The organism is Maribacter algicola, from assembly GCF_003933245.1.
GTDB classification, from domain to species: Bacteria; Bacteroidota; Bacteroidia; order Flavobacteriales; family Flavobacteriaceae; genus Maribacter; species Maribacter algicola.
In genome coordinates, this window is record NZ_QUSX01000002.1 from 1,048,110 (window position 1) to 1,074,470 (window position 26,361).

General features: G+C 40.4%; 23 protein-coding genes. 13 read left to right on the forward strand and 10 right to left on the reverse strand.

Annotated elements, in window-relative coordinates; genetic code table 11:
* The first annotated feature begins 61 nt into the window (after positions 1 to 61).
* The 8 genes from DZC72_RS13815 to fumC all read left to right on the forward strand — a co-directional run bounded on the left by DZC72_RS13815 (position 62) and on the right by fumC (position 9,769).
* Positions 62 to 1,525 carry a circularly permuted type 2 ATP-grasp protein gene (locus DZC72_RS13815; RefSeq protein ID WP_125223491.1) on the forward strand — a complete coding sequence of 488 codons (1,464 nt, stop codon included), beginning with the start codon at positions 62 to 64 and terminating at the stop codon, positions 1,523 to 1,525.
* Positions 1,526 to 1,532: 7 nt separating this feature from the next.
* Positions 1,533 to 2,480, forward strand: a complete 948-nt coding sequence (locus tag DZC72_RS13820) for an alpha-E domain-containing protein (protein WP_125223492.1) — start codon at positions 1,533 to 1,535, stop codon at positions 2,478 to 2,480.
* A gap of 31 nt (positions 2,481 to 2,511) precedes the next feature.
* On the forward strand, positions 2,512 to 3,378 hold the full coding sequence (locus DZC72_RS13825; protein WP_125223493.1) for a transglutaminase-like domain-containing protein: 867 nt from the start codon (positions 2,512 to 2,514) through the stop codon (positions 3,376 to 3,378).
* Positions 3,379 to 3,443: 65 nt separating this feature from the next.
* Positions 3,444 to 4,542, forward strand: a protein-coding gene (gene prfB, locus DZC72_RS13830) for a peptide chain release factor 2 (RefSeq protein ID WP_125223737.1) whose coding sequence is annotated in 2 segments (ribosomal slippage) — positions 3,444 to 3,506 and positions 3,508 to 4,542 — 1,098 coding nt in all. Because the reading frame shifts where the segments join, the coding sequence is not laid out codon by codon here.
* A gap of 18 nt (positions 4,543 to 4,560) precedes the next feature.
* On the forward strand, positions 4,561 to 4,905 hold the full coding sequence (gene arsC / locus DZC72_RS13835) for an arsenate reductase (glutaredoxin) (RefSeq protein WP_125223494.1): 345 nt from the start codon (positions 4,561 to 4,563) through the stop codon (positions 4,903 to 4,905).
* A gap of 82 nt (positions 4,906 to 4,987) precedes the next feature.
* Entirely contained in the window at positions 4,988 to 5,494 is a 507-nt protein-coding gene (locus tag DZC72_RS13840; RefSeq protein ID WP_125223495.1) for a hypothetical protein, read from the forward strand.
* Between the two features lie 10 nt (positions 5,495 to 5,504).
* Positions 5,505 to 7,994, forward strand: coding sequence for a TonB-dependent receptor domain-containing protein (locus tag DZC72_RS13845; RefSeq protein ID WP_125223496.1), 2,490 nt, complete (start codon positions 5,505 to 5,507; stop codon positions 7,992 to 7,994).
* 377 nt (positions 7,995 to 8,371) lie between these two features.
* Positions 8,372 to 9,769 (forward strand): class II fumarate hydratase, encoded by a 1,398-nt coding sequence (gene fumC / locus DZC72_RS13850; RefSeq protein WP_125223497.1) that lies wholly within the window; start codon positions 8,372 to 8,374, stop codon positions 9,767 to 9,769.
* A 164-nt stretch (positions 9,770 to 9,933) separates the two neighbouring features.
* Here fumC and DZC72_RS13855 read toward each other — a convergent pair whose 3' ends face one another.
* A complete protein-coding gene (locus DZC72_RS13855) occupies positions 9,934 to 10,821 on the reverse strand; it encodes a hypothetical protein (RefSeq protein ID WP_125223498.1) in 888 nt (295 codons plus the stop codon).
* Between the two features lie 168 nt (positions 10,822 to 10,989).
* On the opposite strand from DZC72_RS13855, the gene DZC72_RS13860 reads away from it, so the two are divergent.
* The 4 genes from DZC72_RS13860 (at position 10,990) to DZC72_RS13875 (ending at position 15,141) form a co-directional block, all read left to right on the forward strand.
* Positions 10,990 to 11,448, forward strand: a complete 459-nt coding sequence (locus DZC72_RS13860; RefSeq protein ID WP_125223499.1) for a GNAT family N-acetyltransferase — start codon at positions 10,990 to 10,992, stop codon at positions 11,446 to 11,448.
* A gap of 19 nt (positions 11,449 to 11,467) precedes the next feature.
* Positions 11,468 to 12,277: an MBL fold metallo-hydrolase gene (locus tag DZC72_RS13865; RefSeq protein WP_125223500.1), complete on the forward strand. Its 810-nt coding sequence runs from the start codon at positions 11,468 to 11,470 to the stop codon at positions 12,275 to 12,277.
* 72 nt (positions 12,278 to 12,349) lie between these two features.
* Positions 12,350 to 13,756, forward strand: a complete 1,407-nt coding sequence (locus tag DZC72_RS13870) for a M16 family metallopeptidase (RefSeq protein ID WP_125223501.1) — start codon at positions 12,350 to 12,352, stop codon at positions 13,754 to 13,756.
* On the forward strand, positions 13,756 to 15,141 hold the full coding sequence (locus DZC72_RS13875) for a M16 family metallopeptidase (RefSeq protein ID WP_125223502.1): 1,386 nt from the start codon (positions 13,756 to 13,758) through the stop codon (positions 15,139 to 15,141). The genes DZC72_RS13870 and DZC72_RS13875 overlap by 1 nt, the downstream gene beginning before the upstream one ends.
* A 124-nt stretch (positions 15,142 to 15,265) precedes the next feature.
* On the opposite strand, the gene ettA is transcribed toward DZC72_RS13875, so the two are convergent.
* The 3 genes from ettA to DZC72_RS13890 form a co-directional block, all read right to left on the reverse strand.
* Entirely contained in the window at positions 15,266 to 16,957 is a 1,692-nt protein-coding gene (ettA, locus tag DZC72_RS13880) for an energy-dependent translational throttle protein EttA (RefSeq protein ID WP_125223503.1), read from the reverse strand.
* Positions 16,958 to 17,095: 138 nt separating this feature from the next.
* Complete coding sequence (locus DZC72_RS13885) at positions 17,096 to 17,278, reverse strand: CAL67264 family membrane protein (RefSeq protein WP_125223504.1); 183 nt, start codon at positions 17,276 to 17,278, stop codon at positions 17,096 to 17,098.
* A gap of 72 nt (positions 17,279 to 17,350) precedes the next feature.
* Positions 17,351 to 18,325, reverse strand: coding sequence for a Gfo/Idh/MocA family protein (locus tag DZC72_RS13890; protein ID WP_125223505.1), 975 nt, complete (start codon positions 18,323 to 18,325; stop codon positions 17,351 to 17,353).
* 73 nt (positions 18,326 to 18,398) lie between these two features.
* Here DZC72_RS13890 and DZC72_RS13895 point away from each other — a divergent pair, with 73 nt between their 5' ends.
* Positions 18,399 to 20,027 (forward strand): acyl-CoA carboxylase subunit beta, encoded by a 1,629-nt coding sequence (locus DZC72_RS13895; RefSeq protein ID WP_125223506.1) that lies wholly within the window; start codon positions 18,399 to 18,401, stop codon positions 20,025 to 20,027.
* Positions 20,028 to 20,036: 9 nt separating this feature from the next.
* Here DZC72_RS13895 and DZC72_RS13900 read toward each other — a convergent pair whose 3' ends face one another.
* From DZC72_RS13900 to DZC72_RS13925, 6 genes are all read right to left on the reverse strand, one after another.
* Positions 20,037 to 20,351, reverse strand: a complete 315-nt coding sequence (locus DZC72_RS13900) for a hypothetical protein (RefSeq protein WP_125223507.1) — start codon at positions 20,349 to 20,351, stop codon at positions 20,037 to 20,039.
* 21 nt (positions 20,352 to 20,372) lie between these two features.
* The gene (locus DZC72_RS13905) at positions 20,373 to 21,164 is read right to left on the reverse strand and encodes a carboxypeptidase-like regulatory domain-containing protein (RefSeq protein ID WP_165869328.1); all 792 of its coding nucleotides are present in this window, start codon (positions 21,162 to 21,164) and stop codon (positions 20,373 to 20,375) included.
* A 32-nt stretch (positions 21,165 to 21,196) separates the two neighbouring features.
* The gene (locus tag DZC72_RS13910; protein WP_125223509.1) at positions 21,197 to 22,366 is read right to left on the reverse strand and encodes a hypothetical protein; all 1,170 of its coding nucleotides are present in this window, start codon (positions 22,364 to 22,366) and stop codon (positions 21,197 to 21,199) included.
* Positions 22,367 to 22,384: 18 nt separating this feature from the next.
* Entirely contained in the window at positions 22,385 to 22,954 is a 570-nt protein-coding gene (locus DZC72_RS13915; protein WP_125223510.1) for a carboxypeptidase-like regulatory domain-containing protein, read from the reverse strand.
* Positions 22,955 to 23,090: 136 nt separating this feature from the next.
* Positions 23,091 to 24,827: a carboxypeptidase-like regulatory domain-containing protein gene (locus DZC72_RS13920; protein WP_125223511.1), complete on the reverse strand. Its 1,737-nt coding sequence runs from the start codon at positions 24,825 to 24,827 to the stop codon at positions 23,091 to 23,093.
* A gap of 176 nt (positions 24,828 to 25,003) precedes the next feature.
* Entirely contained in the window at positions 25,004 to 26,353 is a 1,350-nt protein-coding gene (locus DZC72_RS13925; RefSeq protein ID WP_125223512.1) for a M24 family metallopeptidase, read from the reverse strand.
* Positions 26,354 to 26,361 lie beyond the last annotated feature (8 nt).

Here is a 26,361-nt window from a genome sequence, read left to right on the forward strand (position 1 = left end):
AATATTAAAATGCCAAGTGGACTTTCTATAAAATTTTATACCTTTTAAAAAAACATAATGTATGTCTAACATTGAGAATCAAATTTTTTCTTCCTATCAGAGAAACCCTGATTTATTTGATGAAATCTACGATAGCAACGGAAACATAAAGGACGTATACCAAAAACTTTTTGATATTTATGGAGGTCATTCCATCCAAGATTATATCAATCTTAATTCCAAAGCGAAAGCCTCCTTTTTCAATCAAGGCATCACCTTTCAAGTATATGGGGAAGACAATGTTCAAGAAAAGATTTTTCCCTTTGATTTATTTCCACGAATCATCGACCAGGATGAATGGGATGTAATCGAAAGAGGGTCCATTCAACGGGCCAAGGCTTTAAACCTATTTTTATGGGACATTTATCACGATAAAAACATACTTAAGGACAAGGTAGTCCCTTTGGAACTCATTACCTCCTCGGCCAACTATTTAGATCAGATGAACGGATTGAATCCGCCTGGCGGCATTTATAATCACATATCTGGAACGGACATTATAAAACACAAGGATGGTCAATACTATGTTTTGGAGGACAATATTAGATGTCCGTCTGGTGTAAGTTATGTGATTTGTAACAGGACGGCTTTAAAAAGGGCTTTATTTGGTGTTTTTAACCATTATCAGACCTACACCGTTACGGATTATGCCGAAAACCTTTTGGAGCAGTTGGAATCCGTAAAACCCAAGGGTGTGGATATTCCAAACTGCGTGGTCATTACCCCAGGTATGTATAATTCCGCTTTTTATGAGCATTCCTATTTGGCCAAGACTATGGGCGTTGAGCTGGTAGAAGGTAGGGATTTGTTCGTGGAGAACGATTTTGTATATATGAAAACGATAAAAGGACCGGAAAAGGTCGATGTGATCTATCGAAGAATAGACGATGCCTTCTTGGATCCCTTGGAGTTTAGGCCGGATTCCGCTTTGGGTGTTCCAGGATTATTTGCTGCCTACAAAAAAGGCAATGTCACCCTGGCCAATGCCCCTGGCACGGGGGTAGCCGATGACAAGGCCGTGTACACCTACATGCCGGAAATCATCAAATACTATTTAAAAGAAGAACCCATACTTAACAATGTACACACCTATCATTGCAGTAGACCGGAAGAATTGAACTTTGTGTTGGAAAATATATCGGAATTGGTCATAAAACCCGTGGACGAAGCGGGCGGCTATGGTATCTCCATAGGAAATCGCCTTACCCAAAAAGAAATTGAGGAAGTACGCAAACAAGTGAAGGAAAATCCCAGAAAATATGTCGCACAGCCCATCATGTCGCTATCCGTGCACCCTACTTATATAGACGATACCGAATCCTTTGAACAACGCCATGTAGATTTAAGAACTTTTACCATATTGGGCAAGGACAAGGAATTTGTATTAAAAGGCGGATTAACGCGAGTGGCCCTCAAAAAAGGGAATTTAATTGTCAACTCCTCCCAAGGTGGTGGTTCCAAAGATACCTGGGTCCTAAAAAAATAAATTACACATGCTAGCAAGAGTAGCCAACAATCTTTTTTGGATGGGACGATACATAGAGCGTTCCGAACATATTGCACGTTACATGAACGTGAACTATTTTTCATCTTTGGATGCACCCAACCATATTTCACAGGACAGACAATTTGTACTTAGATCTATGTTGTTCATGGTTGGGGAACCCGTAAAAGACTCCCAAATTATCCTCAATGAGGAAGATGTCTTATTTAAAGTAGGTGTAGACACCAATTTTGTTACCTCTATTCTGAACAACGTTAGATATGCAAGGGAAAATGCAAATAGTGCCCGGGATTTGATTTCTACGGAACTCTATGAATCCATCAATAAATTCTACCACTTTGTGCTCAATTACCCAAAGGAAGTATTCGTTAAGAGTGGGCTCCATGATTTTACCACCCACGTTACGGAAATGAGCGCCATTCTAAGGGGGAAGATAAGGGGAACCCTATTGCACGACTCTGTTTATGCCATAATTATGATGGGTGTAAATATCGAAAGGGCCACACAGATTACTAGAATGATAAACTCCAAATATAATGATGCCATTTTGGCCCAGGGAAGTTATGAGGACGCATTTACAAAAAGCTTTGAGTGGACAACGCTGCTAAAATGTGCGGAATCCTACGATATGATGCGGAGGTATTACAAAAAAACGCCTACCAGCATTTCCACCTTGGAATTTTTGATCCTAAACCCAAATTGTCCAAGATCGGTCATGAATTCCTTGAATCAATTTTATGAACATGTAAAAATCCTAAACCCGGAGAGACGCTATAATAAAGAATCCACGGCCTTCCTTATTGGAAGGGTACGGGCCGAGTATGAGTACAAGTATATCGAAGAAATTGAACAGGATATTAAATCTTTTATTGAAAATATCCTTAGCAGTCTTGACAAAATTAGCAATAAGGTAGACGAGGAGTTTTTTAGCTATTAGTGTTTACAAATAAGCTACTTTTACATTCCAGATGCGCAAAGAATATACGGTTACCTACAAATCTGAAAATATCTATGATAATTGGGTCCATGACGCGTATTGGCAATTTTTGATCATTCCCCTTGAAAACGACACTCAAAAATTAAAGGAGTTCGATTTTTCCAATTCCTTACATTGCATCGACCAATTCTCGATTAATGGATTTGGCTTCAATACCATTAAGGTACATCCCCAAAATAAGTTCAAAAATATTTCCTTTGAAGCCACGTTTAAAGTACTAAAATCAAAGAAAAACCTACCGGAACAAACTAGTTTTGCCCAGGTTGAATCTTCATGGAAGGAAATTGGTTCGCTTGAATTCAAAATCGATTTTGAACAGTTTTTAAAAGTAACATCCTTGACCAAAATACCCAAAGAGAAGCAGGGCCTTTTCCAATTTGAAAACTACAGGGGAGTTTTTGAGAACCTAAAAGATTTAAACCATTGGACACATTCCCATATTGCGTATAGGTCTGGGGTAACGGACACAACTTCTACATTGGAGATTATCTTGAAACAGCGAACAGGGGTCTGTCAAGACTTTGCCCATCTATTTTGCGCCATTTGCCGCCAAAATAATATACCGTGTAGATACGTTGCGGGTTATCTAAACCATGAAAGTGGGTATTTGGGAGATTCACAAATGCATGCATGGGTAGAGGCTTATGTACCCAGTTACGGTTGGTTAGGCCTTGATCCTACCAACGATGTACTTGCCAATATGAACCACATTAAAGTCTGCCATGGCAAGGATTATAATGATTGTTCCCCTCTAAAGGGCATCGTCCATTCCTTAGGAAACCATACAACGACACATTCCGTCGTGGTAAAAAACCATCAAAGGCAAATACAGCAATAATCCCAACAAACTAATTCAAAATTGGTCAAAAAGAATAGTACTTTTACCAAAAAATATCACAGATGATAATTACTACGGACCACTATAAAGGTCTTATTGATCGCCTTGGTGCGTTAAGGAGGTATCTTTGACATTGATGCCAAACTTATTGAAATAGAGAACGAGCAGGAAAAGACCTTGGCACCCAATTTTTGGGACAACCCACAGGAAGCTCAGGCCCATATGAAATACATCCAATCCAAAAAGCAATGGGTTGACGATTTCAATGCAGCCAAGACGCTGGTAACCGACTTGGAAGTCCTTATCGAGTTTCTACAGGAAGGTGAAGTTTCTGAAGAGGAGGTAGAAAAACAATATGAAAAAGCATTGAATTCCTTGGAAAAAATGGAATTCAAGAATATGCTTTCCGAAGAAGGGGATGAGCTTCCAGCAGTACTTCAAATTACTGCTGGAGCGGGTGGAACGGAGAGTTGCGACTGGGCCTCCATGTTGATGCGGATGTATATGATGTGGGCCGAAAAGAACGGTTATAAAATAAAAGAACTAAACTTCCAAGAAGGTGATGTTGCCGGCATTAAGACAGTAACACTTGAGATTGATGGCGCATATGCCTTCGGTTGGCTAAAAGGTGAGAACGGCGTGCATAGATTGGTGAGGATTTCTCCTTTTGACAGTAATGCCAAAAGGCATACATCTTTTGTTTCTGTTTATGTGTACCCTTTGGTCGACGACAGTATTGAGATAGATGTTAATCCGGCTGATATTACCATTACAACGGCGAGGTCAAGCGGCGCGGGAGGTCAGAACGTGAACAAGGTGGAGACCAAAGTACAATTGGTACATCATCCTACCGGTATTCAAATATCGTGTTCGGATTCAAGAAGTCAGCACGACAATAGGGCAACTGCCATGAAAATGTTGAAATCCCAGCTTTATGAGATAGAATTGCGAAAAAAAATGGAAGCCCGCCAAGAAATAGAATCCTCCAAAATGAAGATAGAATGGGGTTCACAAATAAGGAATTATGTCATGCACCCATATAAGCTGGTAAAGGACGTGCGTACAGGTGAGGAAACGGGCAATGTGGATGCTGTCATGGACGGGGAGATAGATTCCTTTTTAAAGGCCTATCTTATGATAATGGGACAGAAAGAGGAAGAGTAATATAAATGTGATTCAACAATGATTAAAATTTACCACAACCCCAGATGTAGAAAATCAAGGGAAGGTCTGGAAATATTGGAAAATTCTGGCAAGGAGTTTGAAGTTATAAAATATATGGAGGAGGTTCCCTCAAAGGAAGAATTGCGCAAGGTTCTGCATTGTTTAGGTATAACAGCGGAAAATTTGGTCCGAAAAAACGAGGCCGTCTGGAAGGAGAAATATAGAAATCGACTATTGACCCAGGAAGAAATCCTGGATGCTATGATTGAAAACCCCAAACTCATTGAAAGACCAATAGTTATCAAGAATAATACTGCGATAATTGGCAGACCGCCAGAAAATATCAAAAACCTGATTTCTTAAGATCCCTTAAAATTAGAGAAACTATTAACAAATTATTAACCAAAGCGACTTAAACCAAAGTCCAAATTCAAAATCAAACATCATGAGAAGTACAAAGAAATTGAATGGCTTCAGATTATTGGTATTAACTCTGCTTTTGTTCACAGGAGCGGAAGTTTATAGTCAATATGGCTATGGAAGTGGTGGTTATGGGTATGGCAGGGGTTATGGATACGGAAGGCAAAGAAGCTCTATACCACAGGCCCAAGAGGCACCAAAGGAAGAAGAGCCAAAAACGGCCGAAGAATTGGTAGATGGTGAAATGCCCTCTATTACGGAAGCCTTACAGCTAAATGATTTTGAAAGTGCTATACTAAGTTCAATTTTAAAAAAGTACGTTCAAGAAAGAATTGAGGCTCAAATCTTAAAACTTCCGCCAGAAAAAATGCGTGAGGTTTATGAGAAAATAACATTGAGGCAAGACGAGGAACTTAAGGCAAGCCTACCCCTCGAAAAATATGAGGCTTTTGTGGAGCTCCAAAAGAATGGAGTCGAAAAAACTATAAAAAAGAATAAAAAACAAAAAAAGAAACAAAAAAAGAAGAACTAAAACTAGACCTATGAGAAGACTTTTCCCTTTGCTCCTACTATTATTTACTTTACAACCCATATTAAGTCAAAGACCAGAAGGAGGCCCGGGGAACGGTCAACCTCCTGTAACGATTACAGGAACAGTGTTGGATGAAGAAAACAACCAACCCCTTGAATATGCGACCTTGGTACTTCAAAGTGTCGATAATCCAGAAAAGGTAACTGGCGGAATCACGGATATAAAAGGTAAATTTTCCGTTGAGGTAAGTCCCGGAAGATATAACGCCAGAATCGAGTATATTTCCTATAAAACGAAACAATTCCCCAATCAAAATTTTACCCAATCCACTAATTTGGGTACAATAAAACTTGCACTCGATGTTGCACAGTTGAATGAAGTGGACGTTGTTGGCGAGCGTACGACCGTAGAAGTACGATTGGATAAAAAAGTTTATAACGTTGGAAAAGATTTAACTAATAGTGGCGCAACAATTAGTGATGCCTTGGATAATATCCCTTCCGTTACGGTGGATGTAGATGGAGCCATAGCATTGCGAGGCAATGGAAATGTAAGGATCTTGATAAATGGAAGACCATCCGCTCTTGCAGGTTTTGGTTCTACCGATGCCTTGAGACAATTGCCTGCCGATGCCATTGAAAAAGTAGAGGTAATTACCAGTCCATCAGCTAGATACGATGCGGAAGGAACGGCAGGTATTTTGAACATCGTACTAAAGAAAGAAAAAACAAGGGGGTTCAATGGTACCATTAACACCACGGTGGGTTATCCAGGAACTTTTTCCATTACCCCTAACCTTAACCTTCGTACGGATAACTTTAATATTTTTACTACAATAGGTTATCGATATAGGGAAGGCCCAGGAAATGGATTTTTTGACAATACTTACTTCAATGGGACATTTGACAGAATCATTGAGGATAGGGATATCAATAGAAACAATAGCGGATTCAATGCCAATTTTGGAATAGAATATTTCCTAACTGAAAGTTCATCATTAACAGCAAGTGCCTTTGGTCGTTTAAACGACGGGGAGGATATAACAGATAACAATACCACGCGTTTTATTTCAACAAATGTTGATAGTAGAACCTTACGACGTGAAATTGAAGTTGAGGACGAAAAGAGTTATCAATTGGCGCTTAATTACAACAATAATTTTAATGATGAAGGTCATAAACTAACGGCAGATTTTCAATATTCCTACGACGAAGAAATAAAACCAATAAAAATTGAGGAAAACGAGACTTTTCCCAGTACTACCATATTGGATGCACAAAATATTGACCAGATAGAATTACAGAACGAAGTATTGTTACAGGTGGATTATGTTTTGCCTATGGGAGATGCCCAATTTGAAGCAGGTTACAGGGGTAATTTTGAAGAAAATGATAATGACTTCGCCTTAGAACAAATTAATTTGGCAACGGGACAGTTTGAACCCAACGTAGGACTTACCAATCGTTTTGTATTTAACCAAAATATAAATGCCCTTTATACCCAATATGGCAACAAATATGGGAAATTCTCATTTCTTGCCGGTCTACGATTGGAAAACACCCAATTAAAAGGTGAAGTAACAGGTGTTGATATTCAAACACTACAGGATATTTTGGGCCCGGAAATCGATTTGGATTTCAATAAGAATTATTTGGGCCTTTTCCCTACGTTAAACCTAATTTATGAACTGGCGGAAAACGAAAATATATCCTTAGGATATAACCGGCGAATCAATAGACCACGTGGATTCTTTATCAACCCTTTTCCCTCCTTTTCAAGTAGGACCAATGTTTTTCAAGGAAATCCAGATTTGGATCCTGCATTTGCGAATGCTTATGACCTTGGATATCTTAAAAGATGGGACAAATTGACCTTTACATCCTCTGTATATTATCAAAAAGAAACAAACTCTTTTGAACGTATACAGGAAGAGACAGGGGAATTGACAACTGACGGAATTGCCATCATACGGTCCCTACCCATAAACCTTTCAACAAATGAACGCGTTGGAGCGGAAGTGGGCATACTTTATAATCCGTTCAAATGGTGGAGAATCAATGGTAGCTTCAACTTTTTTCAATTTAATTCAAGCGGCCTTTTTAACGGTGTAGATTTTGGGGCCAAGAACACAAGTTGGTTTTCAAGGTTCAGTTCAAAGGTTACCCTACCAGGAAAAATTGATTGGCAGACCAATGCTTTTTACAGAGGTCCTACCAACAATGCCCAAACGGAAAACAAAGGTATTTTCTCCATAAATCTAGCGTTTAGCAAAGATATACTTAAGGATAACGGTACCATTGCCTTTAATGTTAGCGATTTATTGAACTCCAGAAAGAGATTATCCTTCACACAAACCCCTACGTTTACATCGGATAGTGAATTTCAATGGCGCGTAAGGCAGTTCAATCTTTCCTTTGTATACCGTATTAACCAAAAGAAACAGCGAGAAAGAAGACCGCAAAGAGATGATTCTGGTGACGATGAAGAGTTTAGTGGTTAGCAATAAAATAATTGAAATAACAAAAAAGGGAAGCAAAATGCTTCCCTTTTTTTATTTGATTATATTTTCAAGCTTGCCTTGCCGCTCTTTTCTTTTCTCGCCTTTCTTTTAATAGTTCTCTAATGTTTCCAATTAACCAATAGGGTACAACGAAAGTCAATAAGAAAATCATTAACCAAAAGCCTATTGTTAGAATGGTCAAAAAAGCTAAAAATCCCAGATATTGGTCGAATTCAAACATACTCTACATTTTACTTTCCAAAGATACTTTGAAAATGATACAATTTGCAAGTCAAAATTAAAAAAATATTTAATTCGCATTGAAGTCCAAAAAATTGGGCAAACCCCTAAATTTGTTATCCTAAATATTTAACATCATGAGTTACAGAATAGAAAAAGACACCATGGGCGAAGTAAAAGTGCCCAAGGAAAAGTATTGGGGTGCCCAAACGGAACGCTCCAGAAACAATTTTAAAATTGGTCCTTCGGCATCCATGCCGTTAGATATAGTTTATGGATTTGCCTATTTAAAGAAATCGGCCGCCTATGCCAATTGTGAGCTGGGGGTTCTATCGGAAGAAAAAAGAGACCTTATTTCCCAAGTCTGCGATGAAATTCTTTCAGGAAAACATGACGATCAATTTCCTTTGGTCATTTGGCAAACAGGTTCTGGCACCCAAAGTAACATGAATGTTAATGAAGTGATCGCCAACAGAGCCCATGAAATTGCCGGAAAGGTAATTGGCGAAGGAGAAAAAACCATTCAACCGAATGATGATGTTAACAAATCCCAATCTTCGAACGATACGTTTCCAACGGGCATGCATATTGCCGCGTATAAAAAAATTGTAGAAACGACCATACCGGGCGTTAAGCAACTTAGGGATACCTTGGATAAAAAGGCGAAGGCATTTAAGGATGTTGTTAAAATAGGCAGAACCCATCTGATGGATGCCACTCCCCTAACCCTTGGGCAAGAATTCTCAGGATATGTGTCCCAATTGGACCACGGCCTAAAGGCCTTAAAAAATACCTTGGACCATTTGAGCGAACTGGCTCTTGGAGGCACTGCGGTTGGAACCGGATTGAACACACCGGAAGGCTACGATGTACTAGTATCCAAATACATTTCAGATTTTACCGGATTGCCCTTTAAAACGGCCGAAAACAAATTTGAGGCCCTTGCCGCCCATGATGCCATAGTAGAAAGCCACGGGGCATTGAAACAATTGGCCGTTTCCTTGAATAAAATTGCCAATGACATTCGTATGATGGCCTCGGGGCCACGTTCCGGTATCGGCGAAATCATTATTCCGGCCAATGAGCCAGGAAGTTCGATCATGCCCGGCAAAGTAAACCCTACGCAATGTGAGGCCTTGACCATGGTCTGCGCACAGGTGATGGGAAACGATGTTGCCATTACCGTGGGAGGTACCCAAGGACATTATGAATTGAACGTATTTAAGCCCTTAATGGCCGCTAACATATTACAATCTGCCCAACTTTTAGGCGATGCATGTGCCAGTTTTGACGAGCATTGTGCTGTTGGTATTGAACCAAACCATGGGGTCATCAAACAACTCTTGAACAACTCCCTGATGTTGGTAACGGCCCTAAACACAAAGATAGGATACTATAAAGCGGCAGAAATTGCGAACACAGCGCATAAAAACGGAACAACACTAAAAGAGGAAGCCGTTAATCTAGGCTACGTAACCGCTGAAGAATATGACGAATGGGTCAAGCCAGAAAATATGGTTGGCAGCTTAAAGTAAGGAACCTTTGGCCATGCCCAATAGGCATTGAAAAGAACCTTTACATTAAGTATCGACGTAAGTGTCTGAGCATTTGAATCTCGATTATCGAGTTAAACTGAGTACATAAATAAAAAGGGCGGTCTCAATTCGACCGCCCTTTTTGTGCTTAATGGATAGTGTTACTATTTCAAAGTGAACTTGGAAGTTCCCAATAATTTAAGTTTGTCATCATATACATTCACCATATAATTACCATCTTGGAAATCACTGGCTGGTTTGTTGATATAATCACAAACATCCAAAGCCTTGTTTTCATAATAGAATTCCGTGGCCTTGCTGTAGGTTATAGAAGCACCCTCATCATTGGATTTAGAAAAACTTTCGCCCATCACATTTCCTTGTGGGTCCAATACTTCCAAATAAAACTCCCTGTCACCGGCTTGAGCGATTACATTGTCAGCCACCGTAAAACAAATTTTGAATTTATCCGTAGCCTTTGCCCTTTGGGTAGAAACCAATTTTCCACTGTTACGCTCCTTTACGGCATCAACATTGAATTTAGACAAATTCAAGGCAGAACCTTTGGCAACGGCATCGGCCAATTGAGTGTTCTGCACAACCAAAGAATCGTTAAAAACTGTTTGTTTTTCCAACTCCACATACGTGCTGTCCCGTTGCATGGCGATCATAGTGTTGGAACGTGTCAAGGAATCAACTTGTTTCAACAACTGCTCTCTTTCGGCCTTAAGCACATCTACTTGTCTTCTGTACCTTGACAAGGCGGAAATATCGGCTTTCATTGTTTTAACGGAATCGATATATTTTGCAATATTGTCCCTTGCCGATACCAATTCCTCATTGGTAGCATTGCTTTCTAAAATAGCTTTATCGTATTCAGATTTTAAGCTATTCAAATCTTCAACAACCAATTCCTTTTCTTTTGTAAGAACGGTTTCCGTCTTTTTCTTATCCTGATAAAGACTAACAGTGTAGATAATAGTTCCCAATAGCACCACGCCAAGTAACGCTGCCAGGACCTTCAAACCATTGTTATTTTTTGTTTCGGTCATAATGTAATAATTAATTAATCTTGTTGATTTTCAACTAAAGTGTTTGTTTGTATCACTCTATATACGTAGGGAAGTTGTTTTTAGATTTTTTAATGTTAAATTATTTTAAATCTGTTTTCAATGCCTAACTTGTTTTAATAATTTTAAAGGCCGACAAACCTTACTTACATGCTAAAAATCGTACCTTTTGAAGAAGAATACAAGGATGTATTTAGGGACTTGAACTTGCTATGGTTAGAACGCTATTTTTATGTGGAAGAAAAAGACCATGAACTTCTAAACGATTGTCAGACACATATCCTTACCCGCGGGGGGCTCATTTTTATCGGACTATTGGACCAAATACCTGTGGGCTGTTATTCTTTATTGAAAAAAACCGATGGAATCTTTGAATTGGGAAAAATGGCCGTGGATGAAAATTTCCAAGGCTTAAAAATCGGTCAACAAATGCTTGCCCATGCCATTGATTTTTGCAAAATGAATCAATGGAAAAAAATCGAATTGTACTCAAGCACCAAATTAAATACGGCTTTGCACATTTACAGAAAATTTGGATTTAAGGAAATTGTTTTAGAAGACAGCGCGCCTTACGCCAGATCTGATATTAAAATGGAATTAATACTTTAATCTAAACTATACTTTGAGAATGAGAAATTTAACTTTAATACTTTTTGCAACAATACTTTTCTACTCCTGCAAAAACGGAGAGAAAAAGACCAATGACAAGGAAGCTGTTGAAATGGAAACGGCCGAAATCAATGATATGGAGACCAATGCGATTTCCAATTCCATTGAGGTGATTCCCATCGAGCACGCCACAACCGTTTTAGAATGGAACGATGTAACCATTTATGTAGACCCCACTGGTGGAGCCAAGGCTTTTGAAGGCCAAAATGAACCTGATTTAATACTTATCACCGATATCCACGGAGACCATCTCAATATAGAGACCCTTCAAGAACTTACTACCTCCAATATTTCCTTTGTCGTTCCCCAAGCGGTCGCAGATCAACTACCCGAAGCATTCAATTCACAGTTGAAAATTTTGAATAACGGTGAAACTACAGAGCTAAAAGGTATAAAAATTGAGGCTATCCCTATGTACAACTTACGAGAGGAAGCTAAGGATTTTCATGTAAAGGGAAGAGGAAATGGATATGTACTTAACGTGGGAGACCAACGGATTTATTTCTCCGGTGACACCGAAGACATTCCAGAAATGCGAAACTTAGAAAACATAGACAAAGCCTTTGTGTGCATGAATCTCCCATATACCATGAACGTTGAAAGTGCGGCATCGGCCGTTTTGGATTTTAAACCCGCCCAAGTGTATCCATATCATTACAGGGGCAGACCGGATGTTAGCGATGTCTCAAAATTCAAGGAACTGGTCAACGCCGGTAACCCAAAAATTGAGGTAATCCAATTGGATTGGTACCCAAGTGAAGAATACTAGAAATAATGTAACATTACCTTTAAAATGTAGTCTTACAGCATAGAAACATTTAATCACTTAAAAAAATACTACATGAAATTAAAAGTAGGAATGTCTTTACTTCCATTATTATTTCTATTCATATTTGGTTGTCAAAACCAAAATGAAAAAAAGAATACCGATTCTAAGGAAGTTGCGCAGTTCAAGGTTCCTGTAGAATATTATACCTTGGACAACGGTCTCAAGGTAATCCTTTCGCAGGATAAAACTTCCCCAACGGCCATCGTTGCCTTATACTATAATATAGGTTTTAGAATTGAGCCTAAGGACAGAACTGGTTTTGCACACCTTTTTGAACATATGATGTTTCAAGGATCCAAGAATTTAGGCAAAATGGAGTTCATTAAGCTCGTACAGGAAAATGGAGGTGTCCTCAATGGTTCAACCAGGTTTGATTTTACGAATTATTTTGAAATTGTACCCTCCCATAAATTGGAGACCATGCTTTGGGCAGAAGCGGACCGAATGCGAGGTCTGGATATCACACAGGAAAACCTGACCAACCAACAGGGTGTGGTAAAAAACGAGGTGAAGGTGAACGTTCTCAATCAGCCGTATGGCGGGTTTCCTTGGTTGGACATGCCGCAGTATGCCAATTCAAATTGGTATAACGCCCACAACTTTTATGGTGACCTAGAAGATTTGGATGCGGCAAATCTGGAAGATGTTTCGAGCTTTTTTAAAACCTATTACGCTCCCAACAATGCGGCACTTTCCATTGTAGGGGATTTTGAAATGGATGAGACCAAGGCGTGGATCCAAAAGTATTTTGAAGATATTCCTGCATCGGACTTACCCGCTAAACCGGACATTTCAGAGCCAAAACAAACCGAGGAAAAAACGTTTATAAAAAACGACGCCCTGGCCAATAAACCGGCCATTGCCCTCGCATATCATATGCCGCAAAGAAATTCCCCAGAATATTTTGCCATGGGCCTTTTAGACCAAATTTTGGTACAGGGGGACAATAGCCTTTTGGCCCAAAAACTGGAAAAGGAAAAAGGTTTTACGTCCAACGTTAGCGGCGGCATCAACTACTTGGGCAATATGTTCAATTACCAAGGCCCCATGCTTTGGATGTACGACTTGACTTATGATAACGACACTTCCAAAGAAGAAATTTTGACGGCCATTGATGAAGTCATGAACGGACTAAAGGATTCCATAGACCAACCCACAATAGATCGGGCCATCGTTAAAATCAGGTCACAACTCTATGATGACATTGGCGGAACCTTTGGATTGGGTAGGGCGGACTTGCTATGTGCGTTTGCCCTGTTCGATGACAATCCCGAAAGAATCAATACCCTAGAGGATTCCTTTAAGGAGATAACCCCAGAAATTGTCAAAAAAACTATCGACGAGTACTTAACAAAAACAAACAGAACCGTTTTAACGGTGAATCCACTTTTGGCAGAAAACGATAAAACCAAATCCTAATGAAGCATTCCATTCTATATATCATTGCCCTAGCTTTTTCAATTGGAATAGTTGCCCAAGAAAAAGAAATGCCTCCTAAAGGAGGAGCACCTAAGAACTTCACCCTGCCAAAGAAGGAAATCGTTTCCTTTGACAATGGATTAGATTTGGTCCTGATACCCTATGGCTCCATCCCCAAAGCGACGATTCGTTTCAGTATAAAGACAGGGAATATCGATGAAAACGAGGACCAAGTCTGGTTAAGTGATCTTTTGGCCGATTTGCTTGAGGAAGGAAGTACTACTAAAACGAGCAAACAAATTGCAGATGAGATGGCCGGTATGGGTGGAAACCTGAACATTGGCGTTGGTCTTCACACCTCCTCCATTAGCAGTTCCGTACTATATGAATTTGCCCCAGAAGCAATTAAGGTAATGGCCGATGTTCTGAAAAACCCAAAATTCCCAGAGTCTGAATTAGGTCGATTAAAAGATAATATGAAGCGGGACCTTTCAGTACAATTATCACGCCCTCAAGCCCAAGCCAGTAGGGACTTTTATGCAACCATTTATCCCGACCATCCCTATGGAAGAGTCTATCCTAGCGATGCTATGATAGATTCATACACCGTAGCCGATATAAAATCCTTTTATGAAAATCACTTTGGCGCTTTAAGGACCACGGTATACGTAGCGGGAAATTTTAATGCCGATGAAGTCAAAGCAGCGGTGGAAAGTGCGTTGGGCGATTGGAAAAAAGGTACTGAAGCAACCTATAATGTAGCAGAGCCCGTAACTTCCAATGAAATTAAAATCATCGATAGACCAGATGCCCCCCAGTCGACTATATACTACGGACTTCCCACAGTGGGTCCTGAAGATAAGGATTTCATAGCACTTGATGTTACCAACTCCATTCTTGGTGGTTCTTTTGCATCACGGATTACAAGTAATATCCGAGAAGATAAAGGGTATACCTATTCACCCTACAGTAGTTTGGATACAAATTACAAAAGCGGGGTGTGGTATGAATCCGCAGATGTTACCACGGAGCACACGGGTGCATCCTTGGCCGAAATCCAAAAAGAAATCAAACGTTTACAGGATGAACCACCAACACAAGAAGAATTGGACGGTATCATTAATTATGAATCGGGAATATACGTACTACAAAACTCAACCCCTAATGGCATCATAGGCCAATTGGTATTTTTGGACACCCACGATTTGGATGAGTCCTTTTTGACCAATAAGGTGCAGAAAATGCATGCCATTACGCCAAAAAAAGTACAGGAAATGACCCAAAAGTATATTAAGCCGGAAAACATGACCTTAATTGTCGTGGGAGATAAGGCCAAGATACAGGACCAAGTCATTGAAACGGTTCAAAAACCTTTGAAACAGTAATAAGACAATTAAGAAAGGGGCGAAAAATTTCGCCCCTTTCTTAATCACAATGTTTAGTTGAAGTAGTATTTCCAAATATTGCACAGCCCATTGAGCGGCCCTTCAAATTCCCCTGACGAGGGTTTTATCGGATCAACTTCTTATACTTGATTCGTTTCGGCATCAAATCGCCTCCTAAGCGTTTCTTTTTGTTTTCCTCGTAATCCGAGAAAGAGCCTTCAAAGAAATAAACCTGTGAGTTTCCTTCAAAAGCTAAGATGTGGGTACAGATACGGTCCAAGAACCATCTATCGTGCGAAATCACCACGGCACAACCGGCAAAATTCTCCAAACCTTCCTCCAAGGCCCGGAGTGTATTTACATCCAAATCGTTCGTTGGCTCATCCAACAACAAGACATTCCCTTCTTCTTTCAAGGTCATCGCCAAATGGAGTCTGTTTCGTTCCCCACCGGACAACATGCTAACCTTTTTGTTCTGCTCACTTCCGGAAAAGTTGAACCGACTTAAATAGGCCCTGGAATTCACTTGTCTTCCCCCCATCATGATCAATTCCTGCTCGTCACTGAAATTTTGCCAAATGGACTTTTCAGGGTCTATATTGGAATGGCTCTGATCCACATAGGCAATCTTTGCAGTGTCTCCTACTACAAATTCGCCCTTATCGGGATTTTCCTCACCCATGATCATCCTAAAGATGGTTGTTTTACCCGCTCCATTTGGACCAATAATGCCAACAATACCCGCTTGTGGCAGCTTAAAGTTCAAATCTTCATACAACAGTTTGTCTCCATATGCCTTGCTTACCCCTTTTGCCTCAATCACATTGGTTCCCAAACGGGGACCATTTGGAATATAGATTTCCAGCTTTTCGTCCAATTGCTTTTGGTCCTGGCTCATCAACTTGTCGTAATTATTAAGTCGGGCTTTTTGCTTGGTCTGTCTTCCTTTTACACCTTGTCTCACCCACTCCAACTCACGTTCCAAGGTTTTTTGCCGCTTGGATGCGGTTTTGCTTTCTTGGGCCAGTCGTTTTGATTTTTGATCTAACCATGAAGAATAATTACCCTTCCAAGGGATACCTTCCCCCCTGTCCAATTCCAAAATCCAACCCGCAACATTATCCAAGAAATAGCGATCGTGCGTAACGGCTATGACCGTGCCCTTGTATTGTGCCAAATGATGTTCCAACCAATGAACGGACTCCGCATCCAAATGGTTGGTAGGCTCATCCAACAAGAGAATTTCGGGTTCTTGTAATAATAGACGACATAGGGCCACTCTTCGTCTTTCCCCTCCGGATAATACCGATATCTTTTTATCACCTTCCGGAGTTCTCAAGGCATCCATGGCAATTTCCAGTTTGGTATCCAATTCCCAAGCGTTGGAAGCATCGATTTTATCCTGAAGCGCGGCCTGCTTGTCCATCAACTTCTGCATCTTGTCCGCATCCTCATAAACTTCCGGCAGCCCAAACATATCGTTGATTTTGTTATACTCGTCCAGTATCGCCACGGTTTCGGCAACCCCTTCCTTTACAACTTCCAGAACCGTTTTATTTTCATCTAGTTCAGGTTCCTGTTCCAAATATCCCACATTGTATCCTGGTGAGAAAACCACATCACCTTGAAAATTTTTATCCTTTCCCGCAATGATTTTTAACAAGGTAGATTTACCCGAACCATTAAGTCCAAGGATGCCAATTTTGGCACCATAAAAGAAGCTTAAATAGATATCCTTTAAAACAGGGGTATTCGCCGTTTTGTAGGTCTTTGTGACACCGGACATGGAAAAAATGACCTTCTTATCGTCTGACATAGAAAATAGTAATTAGTAGTTAGTAATTTGTAAAGGGTGGTTCGTGAATAATATGCTATGACAAGCTTTTATCTTTTAGACTTTAGCGAAGAATACAATACCTTAGAACTTTGAACTTATATCTCTTAACTGTTAAAATTAAACCCTGCCCTTTAGGGCATTGAACACCCAGGCAATAGCGAAAAATCCAATACCTACCGAGGCAAATCCCCAACCTGCAACTTCGTTATATCGAAAAGCACCAAGGCCTATTAAAATAAGTCCGACCAAAATCATAATAAATGTGGCCCAAGCCAAAACAGTGTTCTTATTCATTCCCATCTTTCCTGTAGTTTTAAGCGAACTTCAAATATCGTAATTTTTAAAATGCCTTTCCAATTTTACCTCAGGTTATTATTGCTCAAATGGAAATTTTATACCTGTTTTTGATCGGACCGTATCCAATAGATAAATTAAATCCAAACTATTTTGATGGCTCCATAAGTCACTTTCCAATTTACCCGATTTCAAACAATGATGTACTTCTTCGATTTCATGTCCGTATCCCTTACCTATTTTAGGTAATTCTTTGGTCTTTGTTTCCCCAACCTTGAACAACGTATAACTGGTAGCCTCATGCCATCTAGGGTTAATATAGATACTTCCAGCACTACCTGAAATCTCACTGCGCATATCCGTATTCGATGTAAGTCCGCTGTACAGCAGTGCTTGTGCTTTTGGATAATCAAAGATCATACTGCACTGTTTTTCCACCCCGGTCTGGTGGAAATGCACCTTGGCAATCAAATCCGTAGGCATTCCTAAAATCAAATAAGACAGAAAAATTGGGTAAATCCCAATATCCAATAGCGATCCCCCTGCAAGTTCCGGATTTAAAACTCGGCCATCCTCCACCCTATCCATTGCGTAAAAAGCAAAATCGGAATACAAATGTCCTACTTCTCCAATTTCACCAGAATCTATGATTTTTTTTACTTCCCTTATAGTAGGGTTGAATCGTGACCAAAGGGCTTCCATCAAAAAAACCTTGTTCTTACTTGCCGCTGCCACCATGAGTTCAACCTCGCCTTTATTCACTCCCAAAGGTTTTTCGCACAGCACATGCTTCCCGGCCTCCATGGCCATAATGGCCAATTCCGCATGCCGTGTATGGGGAGTGGCAATATAAACTACATCTATGGTATCACTCTTGAACAAATCCCAATAACTGCCAAAAGCATGAGGAGCACCATAAACATCCGCAAATTCTCTGGCCTTGTCCATATTCCTAGAACCAACCGCCATTAGTTTACCACTTGAAACCAATGCTAAATCCTTTGAAAAAGCGTGTGCTATTTTACCAGCACCTACTATGCCCCATCTAATCATACTTTTATATTTTGTTTAGAGTTTACCCAAATTTAACTCCTTATCTTTAGCCTAGGAAATGAAATTGGACAGAATGGATTTGAAATTCAATCAGAACGAAGACAAAAATAAACTGCTTTTATCCGAATTACGCAGAAAGCTCGCGCATGTACATCTTGGCGGAGGTAAGGAAAAAATTGCCAAACAGCACAATCAAGGAAAATTGACGGCCAGGGAACGTATAGATTATCTCCTGGACCCAAGATCTGAACACATTGAAATTGGAGCATTTGCGGGCGAGGGAATGTATGAGGAACACGGCGGTTGCCCATCAGGTGGGGTGGTCGTTAAAATAGGGTATGTCAAAAAAAGGCTTTGTATCGTCGTAGCTAATGACGCCACTGTAAAAGCAGGCGCATGGTTTCCCATAACGGCTAAAAAGAATTTAAGGGCACAGGAAATCGCCATTGAAAATAAACTTCCAATAATCTACTTGGTGGATAGCGCAGGTGTCTATCTACCCATGCAGGATGAGATTTTTCCGGACAAGGAGCATTTTGGCCGAATTTTTAGGAACAATGCCATCATGAGCAGTATGGGCATCACCCAAATCGCGGCCGTTATGGGAAGCTGTGTGGCCGGTGGGGCCTATTTGCCAATTATGAGCGATGAAGCCTTAATTATTGACAAAACAGGCAGTATTTTTCTTGCAGGGAGCTACTTGGTAAAGGCTGCTATAGGGGAAAGTATAGACAACGAAACCCTTGGTGGTGCCACCACGCACTGTGAAATTAGCGGTGTAACCGATTATAAATCTAAAGACGACAAAGATGCTCTTGATACCATCAAGAACATTATGGACAAGATTGGGGATTTCCCAGTGGCCGGATTCAATCGTTCCAAGCCGGCCAAGCCAAAAGAGAACCCAGAAGATATCTATGGAATATTGCCCGGTTCAAGGACCGAGCAATATGATATGATGGAAATCATCAAAAGGTTGGTGGACGATTCTGAATTTGAACCTTACAAAGATGGTTACGGTCAAACCATAATTACAGGGTACGCCCGGATCGACGGCTGGGCCGTTGGCATTGTTGCCAACCAACGAAAAGTAGTCAAGACCAAAAAGGGTGAAATGCAATTTGGAGGAGTGATTTATTCCGATTCGGCCGATAAAGCCACCCGATTCATTGCCAACTGTAACCAGAAAAAAATTCCTTTGGTCTTTTTGCAGGACGTTACCGGATTTATGGTTGGTAGCAAGAGTGAGCACGGAGGCATTATAAAAGACGGGGCAAAAATGGTCAATGCCGTGAGTAATTCCGTCGTGCCAAAATTCACGGTAGTCATTGGAAACAGTTATGGTGCCGGTAATTATGCCATGTGTGGGAAGGCCTATGACCCAAGATTGATCGTTGCTTGGCCCAGTGCGGAACTGGCGGTAATGAGCGGTAATTCGGCCGCTAAGGTATTGCTACAAATTGAAACCGCCTCGCTAAAAAAGAAAGGGGAAACCATCACCGAAAAAGAGGAGAAAGCGCTCTTTGATAAAATAAAACAGCGATACGACAATCAGGTTTCGCCCTATTATGCAGCCTCCCGTCTTTGGACCGATGCCGTCATTGACCCTATGGATACAAGAAAATGGATTTCCATGGGCATTGAGGCAGCAAATCATGCGCCTATTGAAAAACCATTTAATATGGGGGTTTTGCAGGTTTAATGATATAATTCAATCAACAATGCGCATAAGAGCATTTGCAAAGTGTTGGTCCCCAACCTCCAGAACCATTTTTTTATAACCTTGTTTTGAGAACATAAGAATATCCTTTTTCTCTGCATGAATAGAGAATCTACCTGCATTATCAGTTCTGGTTGTTTCCCTGGTTCGTTGGTTCTTAACGGTCACATCTGCAAGCATGGACCCATTGTGAATCGCAAAACCGGATAGCATGCGTAATTTTCTTCTAGCTTTCTCTACCTTGACTTCATATCGCTTCGCCTTTTCTTGGGAAACATAGGGGGATGTTTCCAAATAATAGGCCATATTGACATCGCTTACCTTTTGCTACTTGTCCTGACTGGTATATTTCCGATAGGAACCATAATCACTGTCTGAAGCGGCAAGAACCAATTCAATTTCACTGTAGCCATATACTTTTAATAGTTCCAGCGATATGTAAAAGTCATCGTTTACATAGATATTGTAAGGCTCTAAATCCACATCATTGAACCCCCTACCTTTTGTAAGTGTCTTTAGGATATCCTTACCGGATTTGTTCAGGTTGGTAAGCGGTCTTCCTAAAGGTCCGTCACTATCGTAGACATTGATCCGGACCAATATACTATCGGATGGATTACTCCATACTTCAAATTCAAGGGAATTCAATTGCCTCGGTCCTTTTGAAGTTCTAATTTTAGTGGCCAATTCCCCTCCCAGTGCCACATTGTCCTTCCAATAACCCAAACTTGGAGAACCGTTGTTTTGATAGCCAATATATTCCTTTATTGGAACCAAGGTAGTATTTGTTACCTCAACCTCATCCAAACTAATTTCTGCTGGATTCAAGATTAGTTTTGGATATTCGTTGTATTCAAACTCCATTTTTGAAACTGGTATCCGAATTGTTTCATAACCCAAACAAGATATTTGGATGTAATCCCCATTACCATATTTTGAAGTCTCCAAGGGAAGATGAAAAATCCCATTTTCATCCGATACAGTACCTACGCCCTTATCCAAAATACCAATATTCACATAAGGAACAGGTTCTCCAGTTTTTGCATCAACAGTTTGTCCCTTGTAATCTCTTTGCGCAAAACCTGCATAATACAGAGCGAAAAAAAGTATAAGGGACAATTTTTTAAAACAAATAGTATCCAATATTTCAATTAATTTAGGGCAACGCCTTTGGCATTGGAAACACTAAATAGTTTTTGATTTACCTCCTTTAACTGAAGCGCAAACAGTTTTACTTCCTTTTGCTGCTTATCACTACCATAGTCACTGTAGATAGTTGCCTTCAAAAATGTTGGTGTCAAACTCTTATTTCCTAAATATTTGGCGTTCACCACCCAAGTACCAGGCAAATCCTCATCTATAGTAACTTCCATGGTGGAAAAACCATATTTTTTCTCCCTTTCTATAAGGTCACCATTGTCCTGTAAAGTATGTTTCCAAAAATGGGATTGTCCCACTGGACTAACAAACTGCAATTCAAATTCGGCCTCCCCATCGTTCCATTCAAATACCAGCCGAGTACCCTTTTTTAGAGGTTTTTCCAAATTAGACTCATTCTTTAATTGTCTCTCTACCAAAACATTCTCCATGGATAAAAGATTATTGAATTCTGTGGACATAATCTCTTGTACACTTTGAATATCCGCTTCCATAAAACCTTCATCCAATAGGTAGTTGTATCTGGCATGAATGGCCGCCGCTTGATTAAATTGTCCCAAATCCCTATAACTCCTTGCCATATCCAAGTAGCTTTGTGCATAATGAGGTCTTAACAAGAAAATTTCCTTATAAATGTCATTTGCTTTCTTCCTTTCACCTTGCACTTCGTATTGATAAGCCAAAGCTTTTAAAAGAACCGGATTATTTTGAAACTCAGAATAATGCTCATTAACTATTTGTTGTGCAAATTCCGGATCATTCATTTCAGTTGCAAAAAAGTCTTGGGTATCAAGAACAAAATAGGGTGCACCACCATACTTTTCAGACCACTTAATATATTGTGACTTTGCCATTCCCAAGGATGTACTTGCGTACAATGATTTTTTATATTCTGGCCAATTGTTACGAATGACGTCCATTCCTACGGCGTCTCCATCATAAAACTCGCTATTACCCAAATATTTTTTTGAATGGGATTCAGGAGTCGGTGGTCCCGAAAATGTATTGATAACAACTACCCCTCCAGAACCTAGAGATCCATATTTGACTGTCATTGATAGACTCGTAATAATGGCGATACGTTTAATATTCCCTATGTCAAGCCATGTAGGAAAGTTAGTGAAGACTTGTCCGTCCACATCAAATATCGCAGGTTGTGGCACAGCGGTCATTGAGGCTCCTCACATCAAAAATACGGGCACCCCGCTTGCAAGATTTTGTAAAATACCCGTTGAAACTCCAGGAAACCTGTTTTGCAAAAGATTTGCCAACCCAAGGTTTACCGGCATGATTTCATCTTGCTCCAAAAATAGAATGTTTCCTGCGGTCCTATCCCCATCTATAAAACCGTAGGCACTTTGGATAACATTTCTGCGCTCAAAATATCGTTGGGCCAGCACATTTGCGGATATTCTGTTACTGCTTTCCACTATTACCTCATCCAATTGATTTACATATGGATACAAGATAGGATTGATATAACGGGTAACATCCTCAATTTGAATACTAACGGTCTTCATTCCTGCGTATGTAAACATGAGTATGTCACCAGTTTGAGCCTTTATGGCATAGCTCCCGTACAAACTTGAAAATGTTGTGGATTCGTCCTTATCCTTGATGCTTATCCTAACATCTTCCAAAGGACCCGAACTATCCGATACTTTACCAGAAATTTCCCTAAGATTTTGTGCCCAAGTTATTGAACACGACAACAAAAACAGTAATAAAGTAAAAAGCTTAGCGTTTTTCATGACCGTAGTTTTAAAATTACAGAAACAATTAACAAATGAAATAATACACTAAATCTAAAATGGTTTTTAATGCCAGTAATTATCTCCATCAATAACCATTTAAATTGTCATCACTCATTTTAACATTTAAAAAAACTCACCTGGATACAATCCCAGAGGCAATCCTTAGGGTAAACAATTCCTGGTTCACGTCCCTTGTCGACAACTTGAACACCTTTGTTTCCATACGTTGGGAGGCACTGCCATAATTATGGTATACCGTCGCCTTCAGATAGGTAGGAGTCAAGCTCTTGTTGCCCAAATAGTTCAGGTTCACCTTCCAGGTACCAGGTAATGAATCGTCTATCAGGTATTCCGTAACGGAATAGCCCACCTTCTTTTCGTCCCTTATGCGATCGGCATCGTCCTTAAGGCTGTGTTGCCACTTGAAGTATTGGTTCTCAGGGTTCACGAACTGAAGGTCGAACTCCGCCTCGCTATCCGCCCACTCGAAAACCAGGCGCGTTCCCTTGAAATCATCCTCCAGGGCATACTTCCTTAGGTTTTTCTTGGAAATCAAATCTCCGCCCTTTAGGGCGATGAGGTTATTCAGCTCCCTATCCATTAAATTCGAAAATTCCCCTTGCTCATCGCTCATGAAGCCGTTTTCCAACAGGTATTCATAGCGTGTGTGAAGCCCCATCGCCTTTTGATAGTCGCCAATATGTCTGTAGCTCTTCGCCAAATCAAGGTAGGACTGTGCATAATGCGGCCTTAATATGAAAACTTCCTTATATAGTTCATTGGCCTTTCCATATTCCTGGAAACTGTCATGGACATAGGCAAGGGACTTCAGGGCCACGGGGTTCTCGTTGAAGCGGTCAAAATTCTCCCGAATTAATGCTTCCGCAAAGGTTTCGTTACCACGCTCCATGAAGAACCGGTAACTATCCACCAAAAAATAGTATGACCCGGAATATTTGGAAAGGTAGTTCCCAAAGATTGTTTCTGCCGCATCATCGGTCGTGCTGGCATGGAGCTCCTTAAGGTATTCCGGAGCGTTTTTCATAAGACTTCGCTGGCTTACCGCTCCGTTATCATAAAAGTTGTTGCGCAGCCTAGCCTGGTCCATTATGGTTTTGGGATACTGAGTACCGGATACCGTGTTGATGACGACTACCCCGCCGGAAGCAAGTCCGCCATATTTTGTAGCCGTGGCGAAATTGTTGAGGATGGCCAGCCTCTTGATGTTGTTCACGTCCACCCAAATTGGGGTGTTGGTGAAAATTTGCCCATCTATATCATAGATTGCCGCCGCATCAAATGTTATTGACCCTACACCCCGTATCACAATACTTCCGCCATTAAAACAGTCTCCATTTACAATAATACCTGGAAATTCGTTTCTAACTACATCCAGGATACAGATTCCTATAGGCATAATATCATTTTCATTAAGCATCATGACACGCCCTGGAGCCCTATCTGCATCCAAGATTCCATAAGCCGTCTTAATTAAACGTTTGTTAGTAGCATATTCCTTTTGTAAGTCTTCTTGTGATTTCCGACCGCTTTTAATGACCGTCACCTCCTCAAGCTGCTCTATTTTTGGATACATGGTTATGTTCAGGATACGTGTTACATCCTCGACCATGATTTCAACGGATTCCATGCCCGTATAGGAGAACGTTAGGGTCTCACCCGAAACTGTCTCTATATTGTACTTACCGTCCTTATCCGTGTAAACCGAGTTTTGAGTAGCAGATGTCGTTATGGCAACGTTTGCCATTGGAGCGGAATTATCTTTCACAATTCCCTTAACAATTTTCGAATCCACTTGTTGTGCAAATGACATCAATGGAATGAGGCAGAAAAAAAGAAACAGTTTTTTCATAACGTATTGATTTAGTGAATAAAAGTTACTTAATAAATCAATATGCCTAAAGAAAAAATTTAACAATTAACACATAGTTAACAGTATTAATCTCATTATTAATAGTAATGCTATTAATAATGAGATTAACATTTTAACTGGAAAATACTAGTTAGAATAAAAAAATTAGCAAAACATCAATTCCCCTGATGTCCCTTCACCCTAGGAATCAATAACAATTCGGTTTGTCTTCCATTTACATATCTGAAGCCATCCTCTCCATAGAATCCTGCTTCCTCCAACATGATGCGAATATCCCGTTTCCATTCTGGAATCGTAATGGTAGTATTCAATTCAATCGCATATACGGTATTGGGATTTAACGGATAGTTTTCCCCATCGTCTTTCATCACACCTCCTTGGGAATCCCACATTCCTATAGTTGTACCGGCCGAATGCCCATACATTCCCAAAGGATGTGTATAAATGGATGGTCTTAATCCGGCGGCCTTGGCTTCACTCAATGATTTGGCCAAAATCTCGTTCCCGGTTCTCCCGGCAATCATATTTTGGGTCAGGAAATCCTGTACCCTATTGCCATCCTTTAAACCATTCACCAAAAACTCTGGAGCTTGTTTTTCTTCCGGTTTTAATACATAGGCCAATTCTTGACAATCCGTATTCAACCGTAAATAGGTAATCCCAAAATCACAATGCAACAAATCCCCTGGAAGGATGACCATCTCGTCCGGCTTACTGGAAAACGAATAAAATTCAGAATTTTCACCTGTGTTATTGGTCCTTTGTACGTCTACCGTAGGATGAAACCATGTCTCCAAACCTAGATCGGTAACCTTTTGGCGCATCCACCAAACAACATCGGAAGTCGTGGTTATGCCCGGAGTAATCACTTTTTCAGAAAAGGCTTCCGCGATGATATCGTGGGTAATATCTACCAACTGATTGTAAATAACCATTTCCCTTTCAGTCCTTGTTTCTATCCATCGTACGGCCAATTGTTCCGCGGATACTACTTTTGAATGAAACTTCTTTGGCAAGTTGGCCATAAAGGCATCATAATCGGTTTTATCGAGTCCGTCTGCAATATTATGGTCCTTGGAATAGTTGAGCCCAATTTTCTTCGGGTTTCGTTCCGTAATCAATTCCATCAATCGTTTCCATTGGTCCGGTTGCTTCTCCTTTTCCCAGGCCGACTCAATATTCTTTCCCACATTGTATCGGGCAACCGCCAGTTTTTCAATTGTATTATTGGCTTTATCCCTATAGAACAGTAGAATGGTCCTTCTTCTGGCATTTAGCCAAGTAGCCGGCAACATGGTACGAAGAACAGGATCCTCGTTGTATTCCCTTGAGATGACCACCCACATATCAATGTTGGCATCGTCCATTAACTTGGGCAAAAGATTATTAAATCGCTCATCGAGCAATTCATCGATTACTGTAGCCCTTTCTTTTTCGGATAAAATGTGTTGTGCCTTGATAGTTGTACAAAAAGTCAACACCAAAAGGAACAGAATGCTTCTCATAAAAATTT

Bases quoted from the DNA above. Each gene is read 5' to 3' on its own strand.
- DZC72_RS13860 (WP_125223499.1), top strand. From the start codon at position 10,990: ATGCTAAAAATCGTACCTTTTGAAGAAGAATACAAGGATGTATTTAGG.
- DZC72_RS13915 (WP_125223510.1), bottom strand. From the start codon at position 22,954: ATGAAAAACGCTAAGCTTTTTACTTTATTACTGTTTTTGTTGTCGTGT.
- DZC72_RS13840 (WP_125223495.1), top strand. From the start codon at position 4,988: ATGAGAAGTACAAAGAAATTGAATGGCTTCAGATTATTGGTATTAACT.
- DZC72_RS13925 (WP_125223512.1), bottom strand. From the start codon at position 26,353: ATGAGAAGCATTCTGTTCCTTTTGGTGTTGACTTTTTGTACAACTATC.
- DZC72_RS13920 (WP_125223511.1), bottom strand. From the start codon at position 24,827: ATGAAAAAACTGTTTCTTTTTTTCTGCCTCATTCCATTGATGTCATTT.
- arsC (WP_125223494.1), top strand. From the start codon at position 4,561: ATGATTAAAATTTACCACAACCCCAGATGTAGAAAATCAAGGGAAGGT.
- DZC72_RS13870 (WP_125223501.1), top strand. From the start codon at position 12,350: ATGAAATTAAAAGTAGGAATGTCTTTACTTCCATTATTATTTCTATTC.
- fumC (WP_125223497.1), top strand. From the start codon at position 8,372: ATGAGTTACAGAATAGAAAAAGACACCATGGGCGAAGTAAAAGTGCCC.
- DZC72_RS13885 (WP_125223504.1), bottom strand. From the start codon at position 17,278: ATGGGAATGAATAAGAACACTGTTTTGGCTTGGGCCACATTTATTATG.
- DZC72_RS13855 (WP_125223498.1), bottom strand. From the start codon at position 10,821: ATGACCGAAACAAAAAATAACAATGGTTTGAAGGTCCTGGCAGCGTTA.
- DZC72_RS13875 (WP_125223502.1), top strand. From the start codon at position 13,756: ATGAAGCATTCCATTCTATATATCATTGCCCTAGCTTTTTCAATTGGA.
- DZC72_RS13900 (WP_125223507.1), bottom strand. From the start codon at position 20,351: ATGGCCTATTATTTGGAAACATCCCCCTATGTTTCCCAAGAAAAGGCG.
- DZC72_RS13815 (WP_125223491.1), top strand. From the start codon at position 62: ATGTCTAACATTGAGAATCAAATTTTTTCTTCCTATCAGAGAAACCCT.
- DZC72_RS13845 (WP_125223496.1), top strand. From the start codon at position 5,505: ATGAGAAGACTTTTCCCTTTGCTCCTACTATTATTTACTTTACAACCC.
- DZC72_RS13890 (WP_125223505.1), bottom strand. From the start codon at position 18,325: ATGATTAGATGGGGCATAGTAGGTGCTGGTAAAATAGCACACGCTTTT.
- DZC72_RS13820 (WP_125223492.1), top strand. From the start codon at position 1,533: ATGCTAGCAAGAGTAGCCAACAATCTTTTTTGGATGGGACGATACATA.
- ettA (WP_125223503.1), bottom strand. From the start codon at position 16,957: ATGTCAGACGATAAGAAGGTCATTTTTTCCATGTCCGGTGTCACAAAG.
- DZC72_RS13825 (WP_125223493.1), top strand. From the start codon at position 2,512: ATGCGCAAAGAATATACGGTTACCTACAAATCTGAAAATATCTATGAT.
- DZC72_RS13865 (WP_125223500.1), top strand. From the start codon at position 11,468: ATGAGAAATTTAACTTTAATACTTTTTGCAACAATACTTTTCTACTCC.
- DZC72_RS13895 (WP_125223506.1), top strand. From the start codon at position 18,399: ATGGATTTGAAATTCAATCAGAACGAAGACAAAAATAAACTGCTTTTA.